Genomic DNA, 20,001 nt, shown 5'->3' on the forward strand with positions numbered 1-20,001 from the left:
AGCGAAGAGTAGGGGCCAGCCGATAAAGATGTTTGGTGAGGTTTGAGGACTGGAAAAGCAACCGCAGGTCCTTCGACTGCGTGGTTCGCAAAATGCGCGAACCACTTCGCTCAGGATGACATGTTTTCGGGTATCGGGCAGCTTCGCGCTTTTGCGCGAATGTCACGCGATGGTCGGTGGGTTGGAATTGTATGGGCCACCTGCCTGACTAAGATTTGTCATCCTGAGCAAAGTTGGGCACACGGCACACGGCACCCGGCTGCGGGTCTGCGGGGCGGGCCGGGTTCGAGCTGCGCTCGAATGGCCCACTCATGCGATGAGACTGCATGAATGGGGCACCCGATGGGTGGATTTGAGCGAAGAGTGGGGCCAGCCGATAAAGATGTTTGGTGAGGTTTGAGGACTGGAAAAGCAACCGCAGGTCCTTCGACTGCGTGGTTCGCAAAATGCGCGAACCACTTCGCTCAGGATGACATGTTTTCGGGTATCGGGCAGCTTCGCGCTTTGCGCGAATGTCACGCGATGGTCGGTGGGTTGGAATGTATGGGCCACCTGCCACGGCTTCAAGTCGTGCCCTTGAGCGGGCGGGTGCGCTTGCGGCGCGACGCTGATGGATGGGTGATTTGGGTGGGTTCGTTACGGGAGGGCCGAGGGGTTCGAGCTTGCGCCCGAATGGCCCACCTTAGCCGCGATGAAGCCGCGATGAAGCTGGAGCACCCGATTTTTGGACGGATGAGGTTAGGTTCCGGTGACGGCGGTGCCGGCTGTCTGTTCGATGGGCGGCGCCGGATGGACGATTGGGGAGCCGTCCTGCATGCCGTATCTGGCGTCCCAGCCGGGGAGCTCCTGGGAGCCGGTGATGAGGCGGGCTCCGTCCTGAAAGGTGAGATAGGTCCAGGCCCACTGGCGGAAGACGGCGAGACGGCTACGGAAGCCGATGAGGAAGAAGACGTGGATGAAAAGCCACACGATCCATGCGGGAAATCCGCTCCATCGGCCGTGGAAGGGCCACTTGATGTTGGCGACGGCGGCCTTGCGTCCGATGGTGGCCATATCGCCCTTATCGAAGTAGTGGAAGGGCTGGTTGACTCCGGTTCCCTCGCTTCCGAAGTCTCGCGCGACGAGACGGCTGATCCGTTTCGCTGCGTAGGTTCCCATCTGCATGGCTGGCTGGGCGACGCCGGGGATCTGGATTCCATTCTCTTCGACGTGGGCGAGGTCGCCGCAGACATAGACCTCCGGATGGCCGGGAGGATTGAGGAACTGATCGACGATGACGCATCCGCGTCGATCGAGAGGAACCCCGAGCAGCTTGCCGAGCGGGGAGGCCTGAACCCCGGCGGCCCAGAGGGTGACGGTGGAGTCGATCCGCTCGTCTCCGATCATGACGTAGCCGGGCTGTATATCGGAGACGTGGGCGTTGGTGCGGATGGTGACTCCGAGGCCGGCAAGCTGCTGGGCGGCTTTTTGCCGCAGGTCGGGGGGATAAGCAGCCAGGATGTTGGGGGAACCTTCGAGGATGAGAACTTCGGCGTCGGCGGGGTTGATGTGACGGAAGTCGCTCGCCATATAGAGACGTGCGATATCGCTGATGGCACCGGCGAGCTCGACGCCGGTTGGACCTCCGCCGATGATGACGAACTTGAGTGGCGGGTGGGTTCCGGCCTCCTGCATCTGGCGCTCGGCGAACTCGAAGGCGAGAAGGACACGGCGGCGAATCTCGGTGGCGTCCTCGATGCTCTTGAGTCCAGGGGCGAGTTTGGCCCAGTCGTCACGGCCGAAGTAGGAGTGAGTGGAGCCGGTGGCGAGAATGAGGAAATCGTACTCGAGCAGCGCGCCGGTCTCGAGCTCTACGCGCCGCCGGTCGAGATCGAAGCCGACGGCCTGATCCATGAGGACTTCGATGTTCTGATATTTGCGGACGATGGAGCGGATGGGCTGCGCGATCTCGGCGGGAGAGAGCACGGCCAGGGCGACCTGATAGAGAAGAGGCTGGAAGGTGTGATGATTCTTGCGATCGATGAGGGTGATGTCGACGGGAAGCTTTGCGAGACCCATCGCGGCGTTGATTCCGGCGAAGCCTCCTCCGATGATCACGATGCGCTTGCGTATGGGGTTGCCTGCAGGCATGTCCTCTGGCTCCTTTTGACTTGTGTTCGGGCCCTGCGAATGCTCTCGTTTGCGCTATTGATGTGATGCGTGAAGGGGATGGAAGGACGCGGAGGCGAGGGTTTCAGGGGTGTTTCTGGAGATCGAAGGCGAGGAAGCCCTCGGTGCCTGTGGCGGCGGCGGCGATGCGGGTGATCTCGGGTGCGGTGGGGGGGGGGCTTCGAGGGCGGTCAGGGTAATCGCGCCGTCGAGGTCTGAGATGAGCGTGGTAGCCGAGGAGGTCGTCGCTTCGCCATCGGCAAACGACGAAAGAGAGCACCGGAGACGGCGGAGATGGACTCCCAGGCCTCGGGATAGTCCCAGGGGAGGGCTCGAGGCGATGAATGACGACGTTGACGCCTTGCATGCCTTGACCGTTGGGGGAGGTAACGTTACCGAGGACACGATTGGCGCGCGCGAGGGTGTCGGTTTTTCCGGGCACGGAGGGAACGATAGAGCCTACGGGATACAGCAGGCAGAGTCCGGAGACATCGTCGTCGCGCAGGGTGAAGGGTTGCGGCATGCACTGATAGGTGTAGGGTCCACAGATGACGTCGATGGGGTGCATGACGGGCCAGTGCAGGGCCTGCTGAATGGTGGGTTGGGGAGTTCCGGTGAAGACGTTGTCGTTGGTCTGCGACCATCCAAGGCCGATGACCCGTCCGAAGGCGCGCATGAGCTGATATTGGAGCTGAAGCTGCTGCTCGGGAGCGGGACCTGTGCAGCGCCCGTTGAGGACGAGGAGGGCGTGCTGGATCTTTCCGGATCGAGCTATGGAATCGAAGCTTTCGGTTACGGCGTTCTGACGGCAGCTGGAGGGGGAACTGGCTCCATTGCCGAGCAGGAGGTCGGTGATGGCACTGTCGGAGTCGTAGAGGACCGCGATCTGGTTGATGAGATAGCTGGTGCTCTGGACGTCGGTGGGGAAGACGATGCCGATGGTTGTGGGATAGACATTGGAGAGAGGCTGGCGTGCTCGGCGAGGTCTCCACCGTAGAGGAGGTTGAAGTTTGCGGTAGGGACGATCCAAACGCTGGGGGCGGCGAGGACGAGGGCGTTGGCAGCGGCGTGATCGACATAAGGGCTGAGGTCTTCGGCGTCGGTATAGTAGCGGGGACTTGCGGTGTACCAGACGATGGGGCGGCCCTCGGGATAGTAGTAAGGCAGGCCGGTGACCCACCTGGGACCGCTGGTGTGACCTGTGACCGATAGAAGACAGAGGGCGGCGATGAGGAGAGTTCTCGCTGAGGCGATGGTCATGGAGCAGCCTGCCGCCAGGAGCTGAGCATCCCGACGACCGACGATACGGGGGCCTGCTGGGGAACGGACGAAGCGTCGGCTGCAGAGAGATCGGCAGTTGAAACAGGGTTCGTGCCTGTGGTGAGAGAAGAGGTTGTTAGATAGGGAATCGGACGGGAGAGGTGAGTTTCGATCCAGCGCAGGTCGACCATGAGCGTTGCGGGGTCGGCTACGGGAGCGACAGGAGCCACAGGATCGACGCTGGCGCTCGAGACCATCAGCGGCGAGGACGAGGCGGCATGAGACGAAGCCGCTGGCCGGGGCGATAGCGCTCGTCGCCTCCCTCCCACAGACCCGCCCACTCGCGCAGGGTATAGGTGCTGCCAGCAGTGCAGCCTCGAACCGCCTGATCGATGCGGAAGTCTATTTCGACGACGCCGGAAGCGCCTTGTTCTCTGGCACGATGCCGGATGGCGAGGACTTCGCCGACGAAGATGATTCCGGCGAGGTCGGACATCTGGTGAAGGGCATCCTGAAGGGTAAGTGGAACGGGCGCAGGGGCCTGAGCCGAGAGGAGGCAGGGGAGAGCGAGGAACAAGGCAAGCAGACCGATGGATTTGAATCTGCAAGTCCGGTGAATCATTCCGAGCCTCCGAGTACCCTTACTTCTTCGTCAGAAATGACCGGAATTGAGGCATGTGAGCTGTTTCGGCACAGGGGCATTGCGGATGGATGGAATCAGTTTCGGAGCGCAGAAGGCGTGCGGCTCGGGAGGCCGGTGGCTAACGGATCATGAATAGAATCGATCTATCTACAAGCAGGCTGAAAGCAGGCCTGAAGTAACAGTTTTGGAGTAGGGATGGGGAGTGGGGCTATTGCGGGAAATTTTCTAACTTTCTTCGCCGGACATGATTAGAAATCCTTAATTTTCACATTCACCTTTTGCAATTCCGTGCATCCTACCCCAATACAATAGTGCGAACAGGAGATATGTTCATGGCCATCGAGCCCACCACGACTGAAATGATCGAACCACTTCGCCCCATTGAATCGAGCACGTTTGCTGCATTTGATTCGTTCCCCTTTGACGAAGTTCTCACCGCAACTCGCAGCGTTGACGATGACGACTACGAGGACGAGGAGGATGAAGACGAGGATGAGGATGACGACGAGGAAGATGTAGACGACGAAGAAGAAGAAGAAGAAGACGAGGAAGACGACGAGGAGGACGACGACGAGGAAGAGGAAGAAGAGGAGGACGAGGGATATTACGACGAAGACGACGATGGGGAGGAAGAAGAAGATGACGAGAACGAGTACGATGAGGATCTTCCCCGCGTACCCCGTGTTCGCCGTATGTAGTCTTTCGGGACGCCGGGTGGGGTAATCGTCCCGTCACGCGATCAAGTACAAGCCGCGCCGTGAGATCTCCGGTGCGGCTTTGCTATGGTCCTCTTCTGCTCTGATCTTTAGCGAAGCGTTTGCTCTGGCTTTGGGTGGTTCGTTTGGGACAGAGCGGTTCGAGGTTGCGCTCGAATGGCCCACCTTAGCCGCGATGAGGCAGCGGCGAAGATGGGGCACCCGTTTTTAGGCGCGGCTGAAGCTGGGGTCAGTAGCCCGCGTCGGTGACGATGTTCTCGAGTGGCTCGCCAGCGAGATAGCGGCGGACCTGTGCGGCTCCGAAGCGAAAGGCGCGATGGATGAACTCCGGAGTGGAGCCGGCGATGTGTGGGGTAATGAGGCAGCCGGGAGCGGACCAGAGCGGATGGCCCGGGGGAAGAGGCTCGGGGTCGGTGACGTCGAGAGCTGCGCGAATCTTCCCGGCGTTGAGGGCTTCGAGCATGGCATCGGTATCGACGACGGGACCGCGAGCGGCGTTTACGAGGAGGGCACCGGGCTTCATGAGCTGCAACTCTCGCGCGCCGAATAATTTGTCTGTCTCCGGAGTGAAGGGGACGATGGTGATGACGATGTCGGCGTGGGGCAGGAGCCGATGCAGCTCCGAGACGGGGAAGACCTCCGGAGTGGATCGTGCGCTTCGCGCCACGCGAATGGCGTTGATTCCGAAGGGAGCGAGGCGGGATTCGATGGCAGCTCCGATGGACCCGTAGCCGACGATCAGCACGGACTTGCCGGAGAGGTCTTCACTGAGGATGCGGTATTGACCGAGCTGGGGTCCGGTCTCGTTCATGTAGCCATCGCGAACGGCGGCCTGGCCTCCCCACTCCTGCCGGTTCTGCAGGTCGCGGTAAAGGGGGAAGCGTTTGAGGGAAGAGAGAATGGCGGTGACGACCCACTCCGAGGTGGAGATGTCGTGGATTCCGCGGCCGTCGCAGAGGGTGATGTCCTTCGGGAGCCAGGGTAGGATCCAGTCCACGCCGGCCATCATGGACTGCACGACCTTAACGCCTGTCAGGCGGGAGAAGGCCGCTGCTGCGTCCTTGCGGGCGAAGGGAAGAATCCAGAAGTCGATCGCAAACTCCTGCGCGGCGTTGCGAGGGATACGAATGATTTCGGCTTCGGAGGGAAAGTCTACGAGCAGATCCGGGGAGAGGTTTTCGTCGACACCAACACGCACCATGCATCGAGTTTGCATGAAACCGATGCAAAAGAAAACTTTGCCGGAGCGGCTTTCGGAAATCTGCTTAACCTATCTTCAAGAGAAGACGAAGCGGCCAGTCTAACGATGGTGATGCCGGTGCTGGCGTCTGACCGCAAGTTTGGGGGGCGGGGTTGGCAGAGGAGGCAGACCGGCCACGGCGAGCAGTAGTTTGTTCGCCGCATTGAAGAGGTTCAAGTGGGTGTCGACGGAACCGTTGGTGGCGGCGAGGAATATGGCCGTGCGGCGCGAGTGGTTGATGGCGATATAGGTTTCGTAGCCGGCCCCGCCACCCGTCTTTTCGACGATGTGCGATGGATTGTCCGCCGGTAGGATGTGAATCCAGCCGAGACCGATGCCGGTTGGCTCGCCGGCGTGGTCGAGTCCCTTTTGATTGGCCAGCTTGGAGGGAAGGATGTAGACGTCCTGGGCGACCGGGCTTTGTGCCGGGGTACCAGGACCACCAGTTCGAAGCAGATACTGAAGCCAGATCGCCATGTCGGTCGCGGTGGAGTAAAGTCCGGAGCTTCCGGCCGTGGCTTCGGTGGTGGCACAAGGTCCTTCGTCGCTAACGCCCATCAGCAGATGGTTGCACTGGGCGGGGCTGGGAAAGAACGTTGTGTTGCGCATATGGAGCGGGTTGAGAGTTCGTTCAGCGAGAAGGGCTGCATACTGTTTGTGGGTGGCGGACTGCAGCGCGTCGCTCAGGAAGTCGAACGCAATATTCGAGTAGAGGGCGGCGGTGCCGGGAGTGCTGTGGAGTCGCTGAGTTGGCAGCCAGCGCCAGCGCATGCGGTAGTCGGGGAAAGTGAAGTGCGGAGAATAGCGAGGAGCATTGCCGAGTTCACGTGGGAGGCCCGATGTGTGTGTAGCGAGATCGGCGAGCGTGATGGGCCGGGTGCGCTTAGGCACAACCGTGTGGGGCGGAGCGAAGCGCTGAAGAGGATCTGCGAGGCGCACCGTTTTATCAAGAGCCAGTTTCATGAGGACATCGGTCGTAAAGATCTTTGTCAGCGAGCAGAGCCGCAGCACGGAGTCCTGCGTGGGAAGCTGATGCGAATTTGGCGCAGTCTCGCCGTATCCTCCATAAAAAACCTGATTTTCGCGAACGACGACAAGAACCATGCCGGTGGCGCCGGATTGAAGGAAGAGATTTGCGGCAAGTGCGTCGGCAGATTGCACGCCAGGGAGCGATGGCGCATTCTGTGCCTGCGCGAAAGCCGACATTAGGAGCAGCACGAACAGGAATGAAAACAGTGTGCAAAGTTTAGTGATTCTCATTTTGTCTTCATTCGCAGAGTACAAAACCGAGGGATTTCCGCAAGACAGAAATATAGTGCTTCGGAGAAATGTAGATAGATTGCCACTCGCGGTGGCACTCGCCCATAATCGGTTCGATCTGAAATTACATGTAAGCGTATTCGGGCGAAACTCCCCATAGCTACTCAACGGAGTGCATCTGTTGCTTCATTTGAACTCTCGCCATGAGCAGACTGGCGAAGAAAATAAAGAGGCCGCAAACGCCGAAGGTGCCCCAATCCGAGAATCGACTTAAGCGCCCCGGCAGCTGCCGCGATGATCCCTCCTGAAAGAGTCCCCGCAAAGTTGAGGAAGCCGAAGGCGGTGGCGCCGAGGTGTGTTGGAATTCCTTCGCGAGAAGAGGCATCGTATTCCCGTCATCCATGCCTTTACCCAGTCCAAAGATCGCCATAGCCACGAATAGAGTGCAACAGTGTTGAATAGAGTGTGTTTATCATTGTATTTAGCCTTGCGCGTCCACCTACAACCGCATGCAGGCCCTGCTGCAGAAGCGCATGCGCGGCGGCGCCAGCGCCAGTCTGTCCTACACCTGCTCGAAGACGCTGGGGCAGAAGCACCTTTGCCAACGCGCAGGACGCCAACCCGCAGTAGGTTGTCGCAGCGTGGGACATCACGCACAGCATTCAGATCAACGGCGTCTACAACCTGCCTTTTGGCCGCGGTCAGCGCTGGGGCAGTGATTCGCCCGCGGTGGTCCGTACGCTGATCGGCGGATGGAGCATCAGCGCGCTGGCCCGTGTTCAGTCCGGCATGCCGTTAACCACACCAACGGGAGTGATTCCGACCGGCGCCAGCGCGAAGCTCGATAACCCGACGCTTGACCGTTGGTTCAACACCTGCACCGAGCTCACCAGTGGCGCTCGGCAGAACTGCAAGTCCGGAGAGTCGCCTGTCTGGAGGACTCGTCCTGCCGACACGCTGCAGACCTGGACACGAGCCTGAGCTACGCGCGTAACCCGCCCATCCGCAACCTGGATGCCAGCCTGATGAAAGGAGACGCCGATCCGTGAGGGACTCACTTTCACGTTGCGCGCCGACTTCCTGAACGCGACCAATACGCCGCAGTGGTACAACGGTCCGGTTACGGACTCCACCAGCAGTAACTTCGGCCGCATTGCCGGTGTCTCTGACCAGTTCAACCTGCCGCGTGTCATCCAGATCGCGGGCAAGTTCCTCTTCTAACAACAAGTGGCCAACACAACTTCCCGGGTGGAGAGCAATCTCCATCCGGGGCTATTTCTTCGCTTCAGGAGTTGAATGATGTTTCGTTCCAAATGCCTTGCTTCTCTCTGCTCTGCTTCTCTTGCCGCATTACTGGCCATGCCTCCCGCTGCCGGTGCGCAGCAGGTGGAGCGCCGGCCTGTCCTTATGATCTCGGTCCGGTCTAACGCTATTCCCTAGTTTCGTCCAAGAACGGCATGGTGAACGTAAAGATTGTTCCCTGTGCTACCTGGCTCTCGACAGAAAGGATTCCGTGGTGGACGTCCGAGATCCACTTCGCAATCGCGAGCCCAAGTCCCGTGCCCTCAGTTTCGCTTCTGGAGACATCGGCGCGGAAAAAGCGATTAAAAATGTACGGTAGATCCTTTTCGGCAATTCCGATCCCCGTATCGGAGACCGTCAGCTCCAGACAATCTGGCTGCTGAACCAAGCACACTTCGACTGCACCTGCCCGATCCGTATATTTGAACGCGTTATCAATAAGGATCCAAACCAATCTGCGTAGACAGAGGGAATCACCAAGCACAGTGATGACTTGATCCGTGCGGATTGAGAAGTTAAATGAAATACCTTTAGCTTCGGCGTGAGGCGACGCCATCTCACAGGCGTCACGAACGATCATTCCAAGATCGATCTCCTCGAAAGCCCTCTCTTGTGATTCAAAATCTGCGCGAGCGAGAGTAAGCATGTCTTCGATTAGAACCGAGGCTTTTGCCACTTCCTCCAGAATGTCGTCAAAAGCTCTATAACTTATCGGATCTGTGGTTGGACGCTTTAGCGCGACTTCAGCTACGACGCGAGTGAAGGACAACGGGCCTCGTAGCTCATGAGATGCATCAGCCGTAAATTGCTTAATCTGCCCGACGGCTGATTCCAGACGCTCCAGCATTCCGTTACATGTCTCGGCAAGACGCTGTAATTCGTCACCTGTGTTGCTTACAGGTAGACGATCGGAAAGATTGTGAATACTGATCGACCGTGCTGTGGCGGTTATCTCATCGACCGGAGAGAGAGCACGCCTGCTGATCCAGTACCCTCCGACCGATGACAAAACGATAAAAATCGGAACTGACTCGAGAAGTCCTCGCAGAAATTGATGTAAGAGCACTCGGTTTGCCGCCTCCGGAGCGGCTGCCGCCAGAAACAATCTTTCCCGATCAATGGAAAACGGTCGGATCAGGGTCCAGTATGGCTGTCCTTGCGATTCGACATGAACAAATTGCTCCTCGTCACCCACCTTCACCAAAGGCCACGCAAATCTCTCGGCCGCGGACGAAGGCGAGGGGTAAGCTCTACTGCCATCGGCCCGAAAGACTTCAGAAAGACCGTTACCTGTGGCGCGGGCGAAGTCGCGAAAGTCGTCAAAACGATCATCGTCTGTAGCTTGTTGATTTTTATGAAGGAGATCTTGCAGACGATCGATTCTTCGTGCCAGTGTTTGGCGGCGTTCCGCCGTCAATGTTCGCTTCAAATTGAACCACATCGCCGTGCCGAACAGCACCCAACCAGAAAAGAACATCAGCCCAAACCAAATGGTCAGACGCAACGAAATCGAAATCTGTCTCTTCAACATGGCTCGATTCGTAATGAGTAGCCAACGCCCCGGATTGTATGCAGCATCTCAGTCTCGCCGGGTCGAGTAATCTTTGCGCGTAATGCTCCAATGAGGACATACAAACTCTCAAAACTCACGTCTGCATCCCTGCCCCATCCCTCGTCGATAAGCGTTGCATGCGGAACGACGGCCTTGGCCCGTCGCATCAGGACTTCGAGTAACGCACACTCCGTCCGTGTCAGAGAGACGGTCCGGAGTCCGCGTTGCAATTCGTAGAGATGGGGGCGGAAAATTAAATCCGCAAAGTTCACCTCTTTGGCAGTTGGAGGCGGGAGGCGACGTTCAGAGGCCCTCACCTTGGCCAACAAAACATCCAATGCAAATGGTTTCGTGAGATAGTCGTCCGCTCCAGCATCGAGACCATAGATGATGTCCTGCATTGTGTCGCGGGCTGAGACAATGATTGTCTGTGTTGCAAGCCTCTCTTCGCGCAACTTTTTGATAACAGAGAATCCATCTTTCTTGGGAACCATTACATCCAGGATTAGTAGATCGAAGTTATTCGTCTTCCCTAGTCGAAGACCTTCTTCACCGTCGTAAGCCAGCGTCACAACATGTCCCTCGTTTTCGAGAGCAGATCCGAGATGGGCTGCAAGCTTCTTTTTGTCTTCTACAACGAGAATTTTCATCCTTCTGCGAGGCTAACGGCGAATTGTAAATTTCCCATGAAAACCCGCTCAGTCGGGCAGTTCCTTAGGTTGAGCTTAGGTTGAACTGACATAGTACTTCCAATCCCTGCAGCCCAGGCAGTACCCGTAAAAGAAAGAGGCTCTATGTCTATTGTCAGAGAGGGTTGGATAAACATCGTCGCGGTATATGTGCTTTTGGTTCTCTTGCTATCATCCCACGGGTTATCGGCTCAGTCCGGCAAAGGCCTCATCACTGGCTCGGTTGTCGATGATTCAAATGCAACGCTCAGCGGTGCCCAGGTCCAATTGCTTCCTCTAGGTCTCATCAGTGTGACTAACAACCAGGGGACGTTCGCCTTCCCTGAGATTCCTGCAGGAAAATACACACTTGCGGTTTCTTATGTTGGCTTCAAACCAATGCAAAAGGATGTGGAACTAACTGCCGGTCAAACACTCAATGTCTCTCTGACGCTCACGGTGACGTCTGTCAGTGAAGAAATTATCGTTACTGCAGAGCGCCCGCACGGAGAGGCTGAAGCCATCAATCAAACACGGACCGCCGATAACATCGTGCAGGTCCTGCCCAACGAAGTTATTATGAGTCTGCCAAATGCTAATGTGGCCGATGCCATAGGCAGATTGCCATCTGTTTCTCTTTACCGAATCGAAGGAGAAGGTGTCTACATTCAGGTTCGTGGTACCGAGCCGCGCTTGACGAATGTCACCGTCGACGGAATCACCATCCCTTCACCAGAGCCAACTGTACGCCAGGTTCGTCTTGATGTGCTGCCATCCGATCTGGTTGAAGCGGTCGAACTGAACAAGACGCTCTCTGCGAATCAGGACGCCAGCGGTATCGGAGGCTCTGTCAACCTGCGCACCAAAGAGGCCGGTGAGCAGCCGACGATGAACTTCTGGGGCAATGGAGGCTATAACAAGATCGAAAATGGCCGCGGCTCATACGGCCTCGGCGGAACCGTTGGTAAGCGTTTTGGTACCACGAAGAAGTTCGGCCTGCTAGGCAATGGAGCCTATGACTATAACGGTCGCGGCATCGATAACATTCAACCCAGCCTCGATCCATTATCGTCCTTTGCTCGCCCTTTTTACGATAACGACACGATTCGCGAGTATCGCTACTACCGGTATCGTTACGGCTTTGCAGGCAGCGCTGACTATCGAATCAACGATGATGCCAGCATCTATGCTCACGGATTGTTTTCGGATTTCAAAGACTGGGGCGACAAGTGGTACTACTCCCCAATTTCGACAGCTATCAGCTCCAATGGCACACTGCCAAGCCCAACCGCATCATCGCCAAGCCCCAAGTTCTATACATCCAGCAAACGGCCTAACGCTTCAGTAGGTGCACTCATCGTAGGCGGTCGGGACGCAACAGCAAACACGCTAACGAGCTTCGAAATATCCGCGGCGCGTTCCTACGAGATCAGTTCGGCAGGAAATCCGAAGGCCGATTTCTCCTGGATCGGACCCAACGTGGCATGTAACTACGATCCTTCGGCTCAAACGAATCTGAACCGTCCTCATTTCGGCGTATGCGACGGCCCCAATTCGCCCCTTTTGAATTCTTCAAACTGGATCTTCAAGGACATCACGACCTCGCGCGGCCTTACAGCGCAGCTCAATCTTACTGGCGCCGTCTCTCACGCCAGGAACTACGAAGTTGCTTCGCACTTCGGAACCTTCGAAGCTGGCTTCAAGCTCACGAACGCCCACAAGAACCAAAACGCGACGGAGACGGTATACGACGGTTGGTCCACGAAGGCGGGATCATCAACGCCAACCATGGCGCAGCTTCAGAGCAACTTCGCGGGTACAAACTTCTACGATAATTCTTATTACGGCGGTAAGTACGGCCCAGTTTCCGATTTCAATCTCGTCCAGGACTACACGCTCAAGAACTTTTCGGGTTATGTCGATCCGCAGAAGACGGCCGCCGCCACTTATCCGAATTTCTTTCATACTATCGAACGCCTCACGGCCGGCTACGCGATGAACACGATCACGTTCGGGAAACTGCGAGCACAAACTGGTATTCGGTTCGAAGCCACCCATATGGATACGTTCGGCTACAACCTCACGTTTTATGGCCCAAGCACCGCTACTCAGCTTTGCGGATCGCAGCCATACAAGAATTGTTGGACGGTCAATGGGGTCTCCAACAATCCATCGTACCTGGATGTGCTACCAAGTGTGCAGCTGCGTTACGCACTTACTCCGAACTCTGCCCTCCGTGCAGTCTACGCTCGTGGCATCGCACGACCTGACGCTTACCAACTCGTTCCTTACGTCACTGAGGACAGCACCGCGAGCCCGACAGCTGTAACGATCGGCAATCCTGCTCTCAAACCAACTCGTGCGAATAACTACGACGTGCTTTATGAGAAGTATCTGAACCCATTGGGAATGATTCAAGCGGGGGTGTTCTTCAAGCAACTTAACTCGCCGCAGCTTCTTACATCCATTCCTGGCGGCCTGAACCTGTCGAACTTTCCGCCTGGATATTTCCCGTCTTCACTGCAAAGCGTCATCGAACAATACCCCGGTGACGCCGTCACCCAATATGTCAACGGTCAGAATGCCTGGCTCTACGGCTTCGAGATCAGCTTTCAGCAGCACCTTAGCTATCTTCCGGGCCTGCTGCGTGGTCTGGGGATCTCCGCTAACTACAGCTATACAAAATCGAAGGAAAAGGGTCTTCCGCTCCGAACCGATCGGCCAACGCTAATCGATCAGGCACCTCATAACTTCAATATCAGTTCAACCTACGACACCAGGCGCCTATCGTTACGAGTCGGTCTTGCCTACAACGGAGCTAGCCTCTTCTCTTATAACTGGATTTCCCCTGGCTTGGTGAAAGGCGCTGATCCGAGCAACCTCGGACCGAATGGACCCTCCGGTGACGTATACACACTCACGCACTTCCAGGTTGATACACAGGCCAGCTACCGCGTTTTCCGTGGCTGGAGCGCAGTGGTGTCAGGGCTGAACCTCAATAACGAGGTGTTCGGTTATTACACAGGTAGCACACAATTCGTAAATCAGCGTGAGTACTACAAACCAACAATCAGTGGTGGCGTTCGCTACACCTTCCAGGCCTCTCGATAAACATCGCAGGCCTTAGATGAGCGGAGGGACATTGACAGTCGGTGCACTCCGCCATCTCCCTTATTTAAGGAGTCAAATGATTCGACAGATCGTTACCCTTTGCTGGGTTATGTACGTAATTTGTTCCCCGCTACTAGGACAAGCTTCTCGCGAACCGAACAAAGGCCAGCTGCAGTTTGTTATCTATCTCAGTCGTCATGGAGTCCGTTCACCTACTGGAAAAGCCGCACAATATAGTGTTTATTCAAAGGGTTCGTGGCCAATCTGGGACGTACCCCCGGGATACCTGACAAAGCACGGTTATCACCTGATGGAGCTCTTCGGCGCCTATGACAGATTGGCACTGGCACAGCAGGGTCTTGTGGCCTCCAGCGGATGCGCTGACGCCGTTAACGTCACCTTCTACGCTGACTCTGATCAACGTACGCGAGAGACTGGCAAAGCTCTCGCAGCAGGAATGTTTCCGGGATGCAGTGTCCCTGTGCGGGCATTGGAGGAGCAAGCAAACGATCCGCTCTTTCACCCAGTTAAAACGAAGGTGGACTCTAGCGATTCACGCCTGGCGTTCTCTGCCCTAGCGGGGCGCATTGGCAATGATCCTCAAAACCTTACCGAGGCCCACCGAGCACAGCTGTCCGTACTCGACAAGTTGCTTGAAACCTGTGGAACCACAAGACAGGATCAAAAACGCGTCTCGTTGTTTGAAATTCCCTCCACGCTGTCAATGGGGCAAGGCGATCACCTTGTCGATATAAAGGGCCCACTTAGCACAGCAGGTACTTTCACAGAGAACTTCTTGCTGGAGTATACGGAGGGAATGGATACTTCGAGTGTCGGATGGGGCTGCGTCGATGGAGCGGCCGTTCGCACTTTGATTGATCTTCATACTGCATCAGTTGATTTCGCACAACGAACTCCCGCAATCGCCAAAAGACAGGCAAGCAATCTTCTCGGTCAGGTTCATCTCTCTCTCAATCAGGCGATCATAGGCAAACCCATCGCCGGGGCCCTCGGCAAGCCCATGGATAAGGTTCTTTTCCTCATCGGGCACGACACCAATCTGACCAACATCGCCGGGTTGCTGCGAATAAACTGGATTATTGATGGGCGACGCGACGATACGCCACCAGGTGGAAGTCTGATTTTCGAGCTTTGGAAGACGGATGGAAATAAGTATTCGGTTCGCACGTACTACACAGCACAGACCTTAGAACAGATGAGGAATGCGACCGAGTTATCTTTGGCTGCACCACCGCCGCGGATCCCAATATTTATTCCTGATTGCAGTAAGAACGATTTTTCATGTGACTGGGATGATTTCTCAAGAACACTCCTCCAACTAACCGGGGGGATTTCTACGGCTGGCAAGGCCGGGACCGCCGAGCTTGACCCAAGATGACTTCATCACATGCACGCATCACTGCCATAAGGTCAAGCAGTAGTAATGGTGAATGTGGCCGGAGGGTGAACGTGAAGTCAACCGATCAAGGTAACGGGGTCGCGATCATGGGAACCCTCTGGTTGGGTATTCATTGTGTTGGCGCCCGATAGAAATGTCTCTATCCGCGGCGGATCGAAAAATGTCAGTATAGCGCCGTAGCCGTCGTGCGGTGGAAATGTGTGAAATCGCCGTTGTTTGGCGATTTCCAAGGTCTGTGGGAAGAGGGGGAGACAGGATGGCTTCATCGTCCTGTCTCCTACGCTTTCCATCAGACCGGCATTTTCGCCCCACTGAATCTGCAGTACGAAAATACTTCCTGCGAAGCCTTGACGCTTCTATCGCCGCCAACCTGTAAGCGAAGCGCTACGTAATCCTGACCCTCATCGAGGCCAAGCAATTACTGGAATCCGGAGGATCGATTCGCTCAACTTCCGGTTTGACCACTCGGCAGCGACCGTAACCTCCCGCAAGCTGACTTGAACGAAGCCGCTGCGCGGCGGACGCGTTCACGTGTGGCTGACCGTCCGATAGTGGCGCTGATTTAGGTTGTGTCGCAGAGAAGGAGGATTCTCTGTGCCTCATCTACGTCAGATCATGTTGGAACAGCTGGAGCGTCGCAACTACTCTCAGTCCACCATTCGCGCTTACATCCGCACGGTCGAGCAGTTCGCTCGGCAGTCTTATTGTCCACCGGATCGTCTTGGCCCGGGTCCGCATTACAGCGTGGTCTGTTTGTCACTCTCCAGAAGTTGGAGCGCCGGACAAAACGGCTGGGCCCATCGGCATGCTCGATCCCTCCGCTCTTTCGATCGTGACTGCAAAGGCCTTCGCGGGAATACCGGGAGGAAGCGGCGGCATCACCACACTGGCGTCGCCGCCTTTATCGGGACGGAAGACTCCCGCCGGAATGGGTGCGCTGCCATTGGCGGGAATCACCCAGAGTTCATAGGCCTTATCCGCAGGCAGGCTCTTTAGATTGCTTCCCTGGAAAATCAACTCTCCACGATCTGCAAGGTAGATCGCATGTCCGGTAGGCACAACCGCGGTCTTTGTTGCCGTCAGCGTAGCCCGTTGTGCCGAAGGCGCCATCAGCAGGTTCAGCACGCGTTGCGAATGAACATTCTCTTCGGTTGACCGCACTGCCAGAAGAGATTGTTCCCGCAACTGTTCCCGCAATGTGTTTACCTTTACGCTCAGCCCTGCCGCACCGACAGCTAGCGCTGCCGCAATAGCCCATGGGACCCATGCCGTCTTGGCTGGCCTCTTTGCAAAGGAGATTATCGCGGGCACGGTCCGGGCAGTACTGTCTGGGCGAACGTCAGCTCGGATGCTGTCCATGAAGTGCTGCCGTGCTCCCTCAGGAACCGGTTGCTGATCCACGCTCATCCCAAGTGCGGTCAAATCGCTCGCAACTGCTTTCAACTCCTCGCGGCATTCCGCACAACTTTGCAGGTGGGCACTGACCGCGGTCAGATCTTCACCGCGAAGAGATGCCATCGCATACAGTGCGAGATCTTCCTGCACGATATGTGTGCCGCCGTTCATGCCTGCAATGCCTTTCGTAAACTCATCAACGCCAGTCGAATCCGGGTCTTTACTGTGCCCAGAGGATCTCCAGTGCGCTCTGAAATCTCTGTCTGGGTCAATCCTTCAAAATAAGCGAGCTCCAGGGTATTTCGTTGTTCCGGCGGAAGCGTGGTCAGCACCGTCCTGACCTTTTGCATCATCGTACTTCGCTCCACCTCTGTGGCCAGGTTCTGTCCCGAAGAAATCGGATGGTCATCGATGGAATCCATGGGCCGCTTACGTCTCAGAATATCAATGGCTCGGTTCCGTGTAACCACCAGCAGCCACGCACCCAAGGAGCCCCGGCTTGGAAGGAACGCTCCCGGATTTCTCCATAGCTGGAAAAATACATCCTGCAACAAGTCCTCGGCTCGGCCCGAATCCCTAAGAACGCGCAACGCTACGGAGTACACCAATCCCCCGTATCGATCGAAGAGGCTTGTCATTGCCTTCTCATCCTTCTCGCTAACGAGCCTCAGCAGGGACTCGTCACTCTCGGGCGAGCCGGCTTCACTGTGCAGCGGTCGAAGCGATTGAGGCGCGTTATTGATAGAACGCTGGGGAAGATCCATCGGATTGTGGGAATCATCCGTCATCGGCAAAACATCAAGTAGTTCAACATAGGATGCAATATCATGACCACGCGTAGAGAGGGCCGGATCATCCGGCCCTCTCTACGTTCAAAAACAGGTCCTTACTTAATGTTGCCAGTCATTGCTTTCGGATAAAAAGCGCCTCCTGTACCAGCCGGACCGCCGCCATACACGATGTTCAACACCTGCGAAGTCGTCCGGGAAAACGTCAGCGCGTTGTCATCGTTATCCACGATGGTTGACGCTCCACTCATGACGCCCACGCCAACGTCACCCGTTCCCGTCCCATCGAGCCTAGCGCGCGTAGCCGCGATGGCCTGGGATGCCGACTGCGCCGCCTCCCCTGCCTGAAAGATACGGGTCCGGATTGACGCTGCGTGGTACGCCTCAACATTATGGATTCCGACTGCCTTGTCGAGGTACGTCTTGTCTGAAATAAGACCTGCCGCTCCTTGGTATGCCGTTACACCCACGTCTTCAAAGATGAACGCCCCAAGCAGGAAGTTTGTCTCGCTTGCAAATGGATCGAAGGTCGCTCCAAGCCCAGCCGCTTGCGCGAGCGCATTGAAGCTGTTCATCAGGTCGATCGGCGGCTGAGCAACTGCCGACGCTCCCAACTGAGCCTGCAAAAACTTCACGTGGTTTTGTTCATCCATCGCAACCTCGGCGGCAAACTTCTGCAGCAGGGGAGTCGTAAACGTCACCTTTGCGTTTTGCTTCACCGTCACGGCGCCGCCGGCCGTCCCGTTGCCGCCCTTGGTCGGAATTCCCGCCTGATCCAGCGTCATCCCCGTCGTGGCAATCGTGTAAAACTGCGCTTCGAGAAACTCCAGATTCAGCGCGAAGTTCAAAATGTCCGCATCCGTCACAGTGGCTGACTGAGCGAAAGCCGCTTTACCCAGAGCAAGTCCGGCCAGCGCAGCACCCCCCATCAGAATGGCAGATCGACGCGACGATCGACTCTCCTCCATCGACACACTGTCCTGATTTCTGTCTTGGTAGCTCATCGTCATCTCCTAGGTTGCTGATGCTGTGATCTTTCCATTCAAGCCGTTGGGGAAAAACCCACCCGTCTTCACCACTCCCGCCGTCGCATTCAAATAAACGATGTGCAAGACCTGGTCGGTTGTTCGGCTGTATGAGATCGAGTTCGTATCCGCCGCCACTATCGTGCTCGCCGTCAAGGTTGTCTCAGCACCTCCACCGGCCTTCCCGCGCAGGGCCGAAATCTGATTCGCATACGTGATATAGGGCACGTCCAGTTGCGTCAGCAGCGTTCGGATCTCACCCGCGTGATACGCTTCCGTCGCCAGAATGCCTGCTGCTGCTGCTAGATTCTTCTTATCCGTCAACAGTCCGGCCGCACCGTGATATGCCGTCACGCCAACATCTTCAAAGACAAACGCACCGACGATAAAGCTGTTCTCATCCGCAAACGGGTTGAACATCGGCCCTATCCCTGCAGCCATTGCCGCCGCATTGAAGCTGTTCGTCAGATCGATGACGGGTCGATCCACGGCCGCTGAACCAAGCGCCTTACGAAGAAAGCGCACATGGGCTAGCTCGTCGTTGGCGATCTCTGTTGCATATTGCTGGATTGCCGGAGTCTTGAAGGCAACCTGTGTTCCGCCCGTCACCGCTCCCGCAGAGGAGCCGGCATCCGTGCTTGAAAGTCCCGAACCAGTGACAGCCCGCAGATAAAATTCTGCTTCCAAATACTCAAGATTCAGCGCAAAGTTCAAAATATCTGCATCGGTAAGAGTCGTCGTGGGTGGTGTGGTTGGAGTAGTCGGCATCGACGAATTGCTGCCGCTGCACCCCTCCGCAAGCGTCATCACGGCAGCTGCGCCCGCACTCGTTCCCGCCATATTTAGAAATCTGCGGCGGGACACACTTCTTCTTCGGAAGAGTTCTTCAAGATTGCTCACGATGAGCTCCTTTTGGTATTTGAAACCTTCGCTTACAGTTTCAGTACGCGGAGACACCGGTATCGGATTTCTAAACGAGAAAATAGTTTTCGCCAACCAGCAAGAAGGTCAGTTGTAGCTGACCTTCCGCTCGCCCCGAACTGTTCCACCGACTTTATCGCGCCGGCAGTCGACGCAGGCGGGCGGCTCAGTGGCAACTGCGAACTGCTGAGCGGGTGCGGCGGCGGTTGTTGGGGGAGGAGTGTTGGACTTCTGGCAAGCTGTGCCTGCCAGAAGGGGCCAGGGTAATGAGGAGAGATACAGGAGCGAATCCTCGGAACATTCGTTGCATACTGTTCTACTTAGAGTTCGCGGTTGTTACGCAAATCGTGGAACCCGACTTCTTCGAAGTCGTCGCATTCTGGAGTGGCTCAATCCTTCACGTCCCTTTGAAGAAAGGCATCAGGTTGTTTCTTCTGTAGATCCAGTCGCCAAGTCTGTTTGGGCTCCCATCAACTTTGGTGGTGACAAGCGATGAAGCAGCCTCTTTGAGAAAGTCACGTCGGTTCTTCATATATCGGCTCCTGCGAACTT

18 protein-coding genes are annotated in these 20,001 nt (G+C 56.5%); 5 read left to right on the top strand and 13 right to left on the bottom strand.

Annotation, left to right across the window (positions count from 1 at the left end; all coding sequences use genetic code 11):
* Positions 1–738: 738 nt before the first annotated feature.
* The 4 genes from BDD14_RS18645 to BDD14_RS18660 form a co-directional block, all read right to left on the bottom strand.
* Positions 739–2,130 carry an NAD(P)/FAD-dependent oxidoreductase gene (locus tag BDD14_RS18645; protein ID WP_130420119.1) on the bottom strand — a complete coding sequence of 464 codons (1,392 nt, stop codon included), beginning with the start codon at positions 2,128–2,130 and terminating at the stop codon, positions 739–741.
* Between the two features lie 103 nt (positions 2,131–2,233).
* Positions 2,234–3,178: a hypothetical protein gene (locus BDD14_RS18650; RefSeq protein ID WP_130420120.1), complete on the bottom strand. Its 945-nt coding sequence runs from the start codon at positions 3,176–3,178 to the stop codon at positions 2,234–2,236.
* A 226-nt stretch (positions 3,179–3,404) separates the two neighbouring features.
* Positions 3,405–3,665 carry a hypothetical protein gene (locus tag BDD14_RS18655; protein WP_130420121.1) on the bottom strand — a complete coding sequence of 87 codons (261 nt, stop codon included), beginning with the start codon at positions 3,663–3,665 and terminating at the stop codon, positions 3,405–3,407.
* Positions 3,665–4,030 (bottom strand): hypothetical protein, encoded by a 366-nt coding sequence (locus BDD14_RS18660; RefSeq protein ID WP_130420122.1) that lies wholly within the window; start codon positions 4,028–4,030, stop codon positions 3,665–3,667. The genes BDD14_RS18655 and BDD14_RS18660 overlap by 1 nt, the downstream gene beginning before the upstream one ends.
* Positions 4,031–4,383: 353 nt before the next feature.
* Between BDD14_RS18660 and BDD14_RS32465 the strand changes: the two genes are divergently transcribed.
* The gene (locus BDD14_RS32465) at positions 4,384–4,749 is read left to right on the top strand and encodes a hypothetical protein (protein ID WP_207231769.1); all 366 of its coding nucleotides are present in this window, start codon (positions 4,384–4,386) and stop codon (positions 4,747–4,749) included.
* A 247-nt stretch (positions 4,750–4,996) separates the two neighbouring features.
* Here the strand turns inward: BDD14_RS32465 and BDD14_RS18670 are convergent, their stop codons facing one another.
* Together BDD14_RS18670 and ampH are read right to left on the bottom strand one after the other, a co-directional pair.
* Entirely contained in the window at positions 4,997–5,983 is a 987-nt protein-coding gene (locus tag BDD14_RS18670) for a 2-hydroxyacid dehydrogenase (RefSeq protein ID WP_242618054.1), read from the bottom strand.
* Positions 5,984–6,067: 84 nt separating this feature from the next.
* Entirely contained in the window at positions 6,068–7,267 is a 1,200-nt protein-coding gene (gene ampH / locus BDD14_RS18675) for a D-alanyl-D-alanine-carboxypeptidase/endopeptidase AmpH (RefSeq protein WP_130420123.1), read from the bottom strand.
* Positions 7,268–7,915: 648 nt separating this feature from the next.
* On the opposite strand from ampH, the gene BDD14_RS18680 reads away from it, so the two are divergent.
* Positions 7,916–8,248, top strand: a complete 333-nt coding sequence (locus BDD14_RS18680) for an outer membrane beta-barrel protein (RefSeq protein WP_479724021.1) — start codon at positions 7,916–7,918, stop codon at positions 8,246–8,248.
* Positions 8,249–8,308: 60 nt separating this feature from the next.
* Complete coding sequence (locus BDD14_RS31930) at positions 8,309–8,488, top strand: outer membrane beta-barrel protein (RefSeq protein ID WP_479724022.1); 180 nt, start codon at positions 8,309–8,311, stop codon at positions 8,486–8,488.
* Between the two features lie 208 nt (positions 8,489–8,696).
* On the opposite strand, the gene BDD14_RS18685 is transcribed toward BDD14_RS31930, so the two are convergent.
* Both BDD14_RS18685 and BDD14_RS18690 read right to left on the bottom strand, forming a co-directional pair.
* Positions 8,697–10,100, bottom strand: coding sequence for a sensor histidine kinase (locus BDD14_RS18685; protein ID WP_130420125.1), 1,404 nt, complete (start codon positions 10,098–10,100; stop codon positions 8,697–8,699).
* A complete protein-coding gene (locus BDD14_RS18690) occupies positions 10,094–10,771 on the bottom strand; it encodes a response regulator transcription factor (protein WP_130420126.1) in 678 nt (225 codons plus the stop codon). Before BDD14_RS18690 ends, BDD14_RS18685 begins: the two co-directional genes overlap by 7 nt.
* A 144-nt stretch (positions 10,772–10,915) precedes the next feature.
* Here BDD14_RS18690 and BDD14_RS18695 point away from each other — a divergent pair, with 144 nt between their 5' ends.
* On the top strand, positions 10,916–13,900 hold the full coding sequence (locus BDD14_RS18695; RefSeq protein ID WP_130420127.1) for a TonB-dependent receptor: 2,985 nt from the start codon (positions 10,916–10,918) through the stop codon (positions 13,898–13,900).
* A 76-nt stretch (positions 13,901–13,976) separates the two neighbouring features.
* Complete coding sequence (locus BDD14_RS18700) at positions 13,977–15,299, top strand: histidine-type phosphatase (protein WP_165420147.1); 1,323 nt, start codon at positions 13,977–13,979, stop codon at positions 15,297–15,299.
* A gap of 777 nt (positions 15,300–16,076) precedes the next feature.
* Here BDD14_RS18700 and BDD14_RS18705 read toward each other — a convergent pair.
* From BDD14_RS18705 to BDD14_RS33775, 5 genes are all read right to left on the bottom strand, one after another.
* Complete coding sequence (locus BDD14_RS18705; RefSeq protein WP_130420131.1) at positions 16,077–16,886, bottom strand: anti-sigma factor; 810 nt, start codon at positions 16,884–16,886, stop codon at positions 16,077–16,079.
* A complete protein-coding gene (locus tag BDD14_RS18710; protein ID WP_130420133.1) occupies positions 16,883–17,503 on the bottom strand; it encodes a sigma-70 family RNA polymerase sigma factor in 621 nt (206 codons plus the stop codon). The genes BDD14_RS18705 and BDD14_RS18710 overlap by 4 nt, the downstream gene beginning before the upstream one ends.
* 98 nt (positions 17,504–17,601) lie before the next feature.
* Positions 17,602–18,507: a ferritin-like domain-containing protein gene (locus BDD14_RS18715; RefSeq protein WP_165420148.1), complete on the bottom strand. Its 906-nt coding sequence runs from the start codon at positions 18,505–18,507 to the stop codon at positions 17,602–17,604.
* 9 nt (positions 18,508–18,516) lie between these two features.
* Positions 18,517–19,428, bottom strand: a complete 912-nt coding sequence (locus BDD14_RS18720; RefSeq protein ID WP_207231770.1) for a ferritin-like domain-containing protein — start codon at positions 19,426–19,428, stop codon at positions 18,517–18,519.
* A 418-nt stretch (positions 19,429–19,846) separates the two neighbouring features.
* A complete protein-coding gene (locus BDD14_RS33775) occupies positions 19,847–19,981 on the bottom strand; it encodes a hypothetical protein (RefSeq protein WP_278045491.1) in 135 nt (44 codons plus the stop codon).
* Positions 19,982–20,001 lie beyond the last annotated feature (20 nt).

Source organism: Edaphobacter modestus (assembly GCF_004217555.1).
In the GTDB taxonomy this organism is placed as follows: Bacteria; Acidobacteriota; Terriglobia; order Terriglobales; family Acidobacteriaceae; genus Edaphobacter; species Edaphobacter modestus.

What these genes read in the sequence shown, in the direction of transcription:
- BDD14_RS18710 (WP_130420133.1), bottom strand. Translation starts at nt 17,503, where the DNA reads ATGACGGATGATTCCCACAATCCGATGGATCTTCCCCAGCGTTCTATC.
- ampH (WP_130420123.1), bottom strand. Translation starts at nt 7,267, where the DNA reads ATGAGAATCACTAAACTTTGCACACTGTTTTCATTCCTGTTCGTGCTG.
- BDD14_RS18700 (WP_165420147.1), top strand. Translation starts at nt 13,977, where the DNA reads ATGATTCGACAGATCGTTACCCTTTGCTGGGTTATGTACGTAATTTGT.
- BDD14_RS33775 (WP_278045491.1), bottom strand. Translation starts at nt 19,981, where the DNA reads ATGAAGAACCGACGTGACTTTCTCAAAGAGGCTGCTTCATCGCTTGTC.
- BDD14_RS18685 (WP_130420125.1), bottom strand. Translation starts at nt 10,100, where the DNA reads ATGTTGAAGAGACAGATTTCGATTTCGTTGCGTCTGACCATTTGGTTT.
- BDD14_RS18655 (WP_130420121.1), bottom strand. Translation starts at nt 3,665, where the DNA reads ATGGTCTCGAGCGCCAGCGTCGATCCTGTGGCTCCTGTCGCTCCCGTA.
- BDD14_RS18715 (WP_165420148.1), bottom strand. Translation starts at nt 18,507, where the DNA reads ATGAGCTACCAAGACAGAAATCAGGACAGTGTGTCGATGGAGGAGAGT.
- BDD14_RS18670 (WP_242618054.1), bottom strand. Translation starts at nt 5,983, where the DNA reads ATGCAAACTCGATGCATGGTGCGTGTTGGTGTCGACGAAAACCTCTCC.
- BDD14_RS18690 (WP_130420126.1), bottom strand. Translation starts at nt 10,771, where the DNA reads ATGAAAATTCTCGTTGTAGAAGACAAAAAGAAGCTTGCAGCCCATCTC.
- BDD14_RS18705 (WP_130420131.1), bottom strand. Translation starts at nt 16,886, where the DNA reads ATGAACGGCGGCACACATATCGTGCAGGAAGATCTCGCACTGTATGCG.
- BDD14_RS18695 (WP_130420127.1), top strand. Translation starts at nt 10,916, where the DNA reads ATGTCTATTGTCAGAGAGGGTTGGATAAACATCGTCGCGGTATATGTG.
- BDD14_RS32465 (WP_207231769.1), top strand. Translation starts at nt 4,384, where the DNA reads ATGGCCATCGAGCCCACCACGACTGAAATGATCGAACCACTTCGCCCC.
- BDD14_RS18645 (WP_130420119.1), bottom strand. Translation starts at nt 2,130, where the DNA reads ATGCCTGCAGGCAACCCCATACGCAAGCGCATCGTGATCATCGGAGGA.
- BDD14_RS18660 (WP_130420122.1), bottom strand. Translation starts at nt 4,030, where the DNA reads ATGATTCACCGGACTTGCAGATTCAAATCCATCGGTCTGCTTGCCTTG.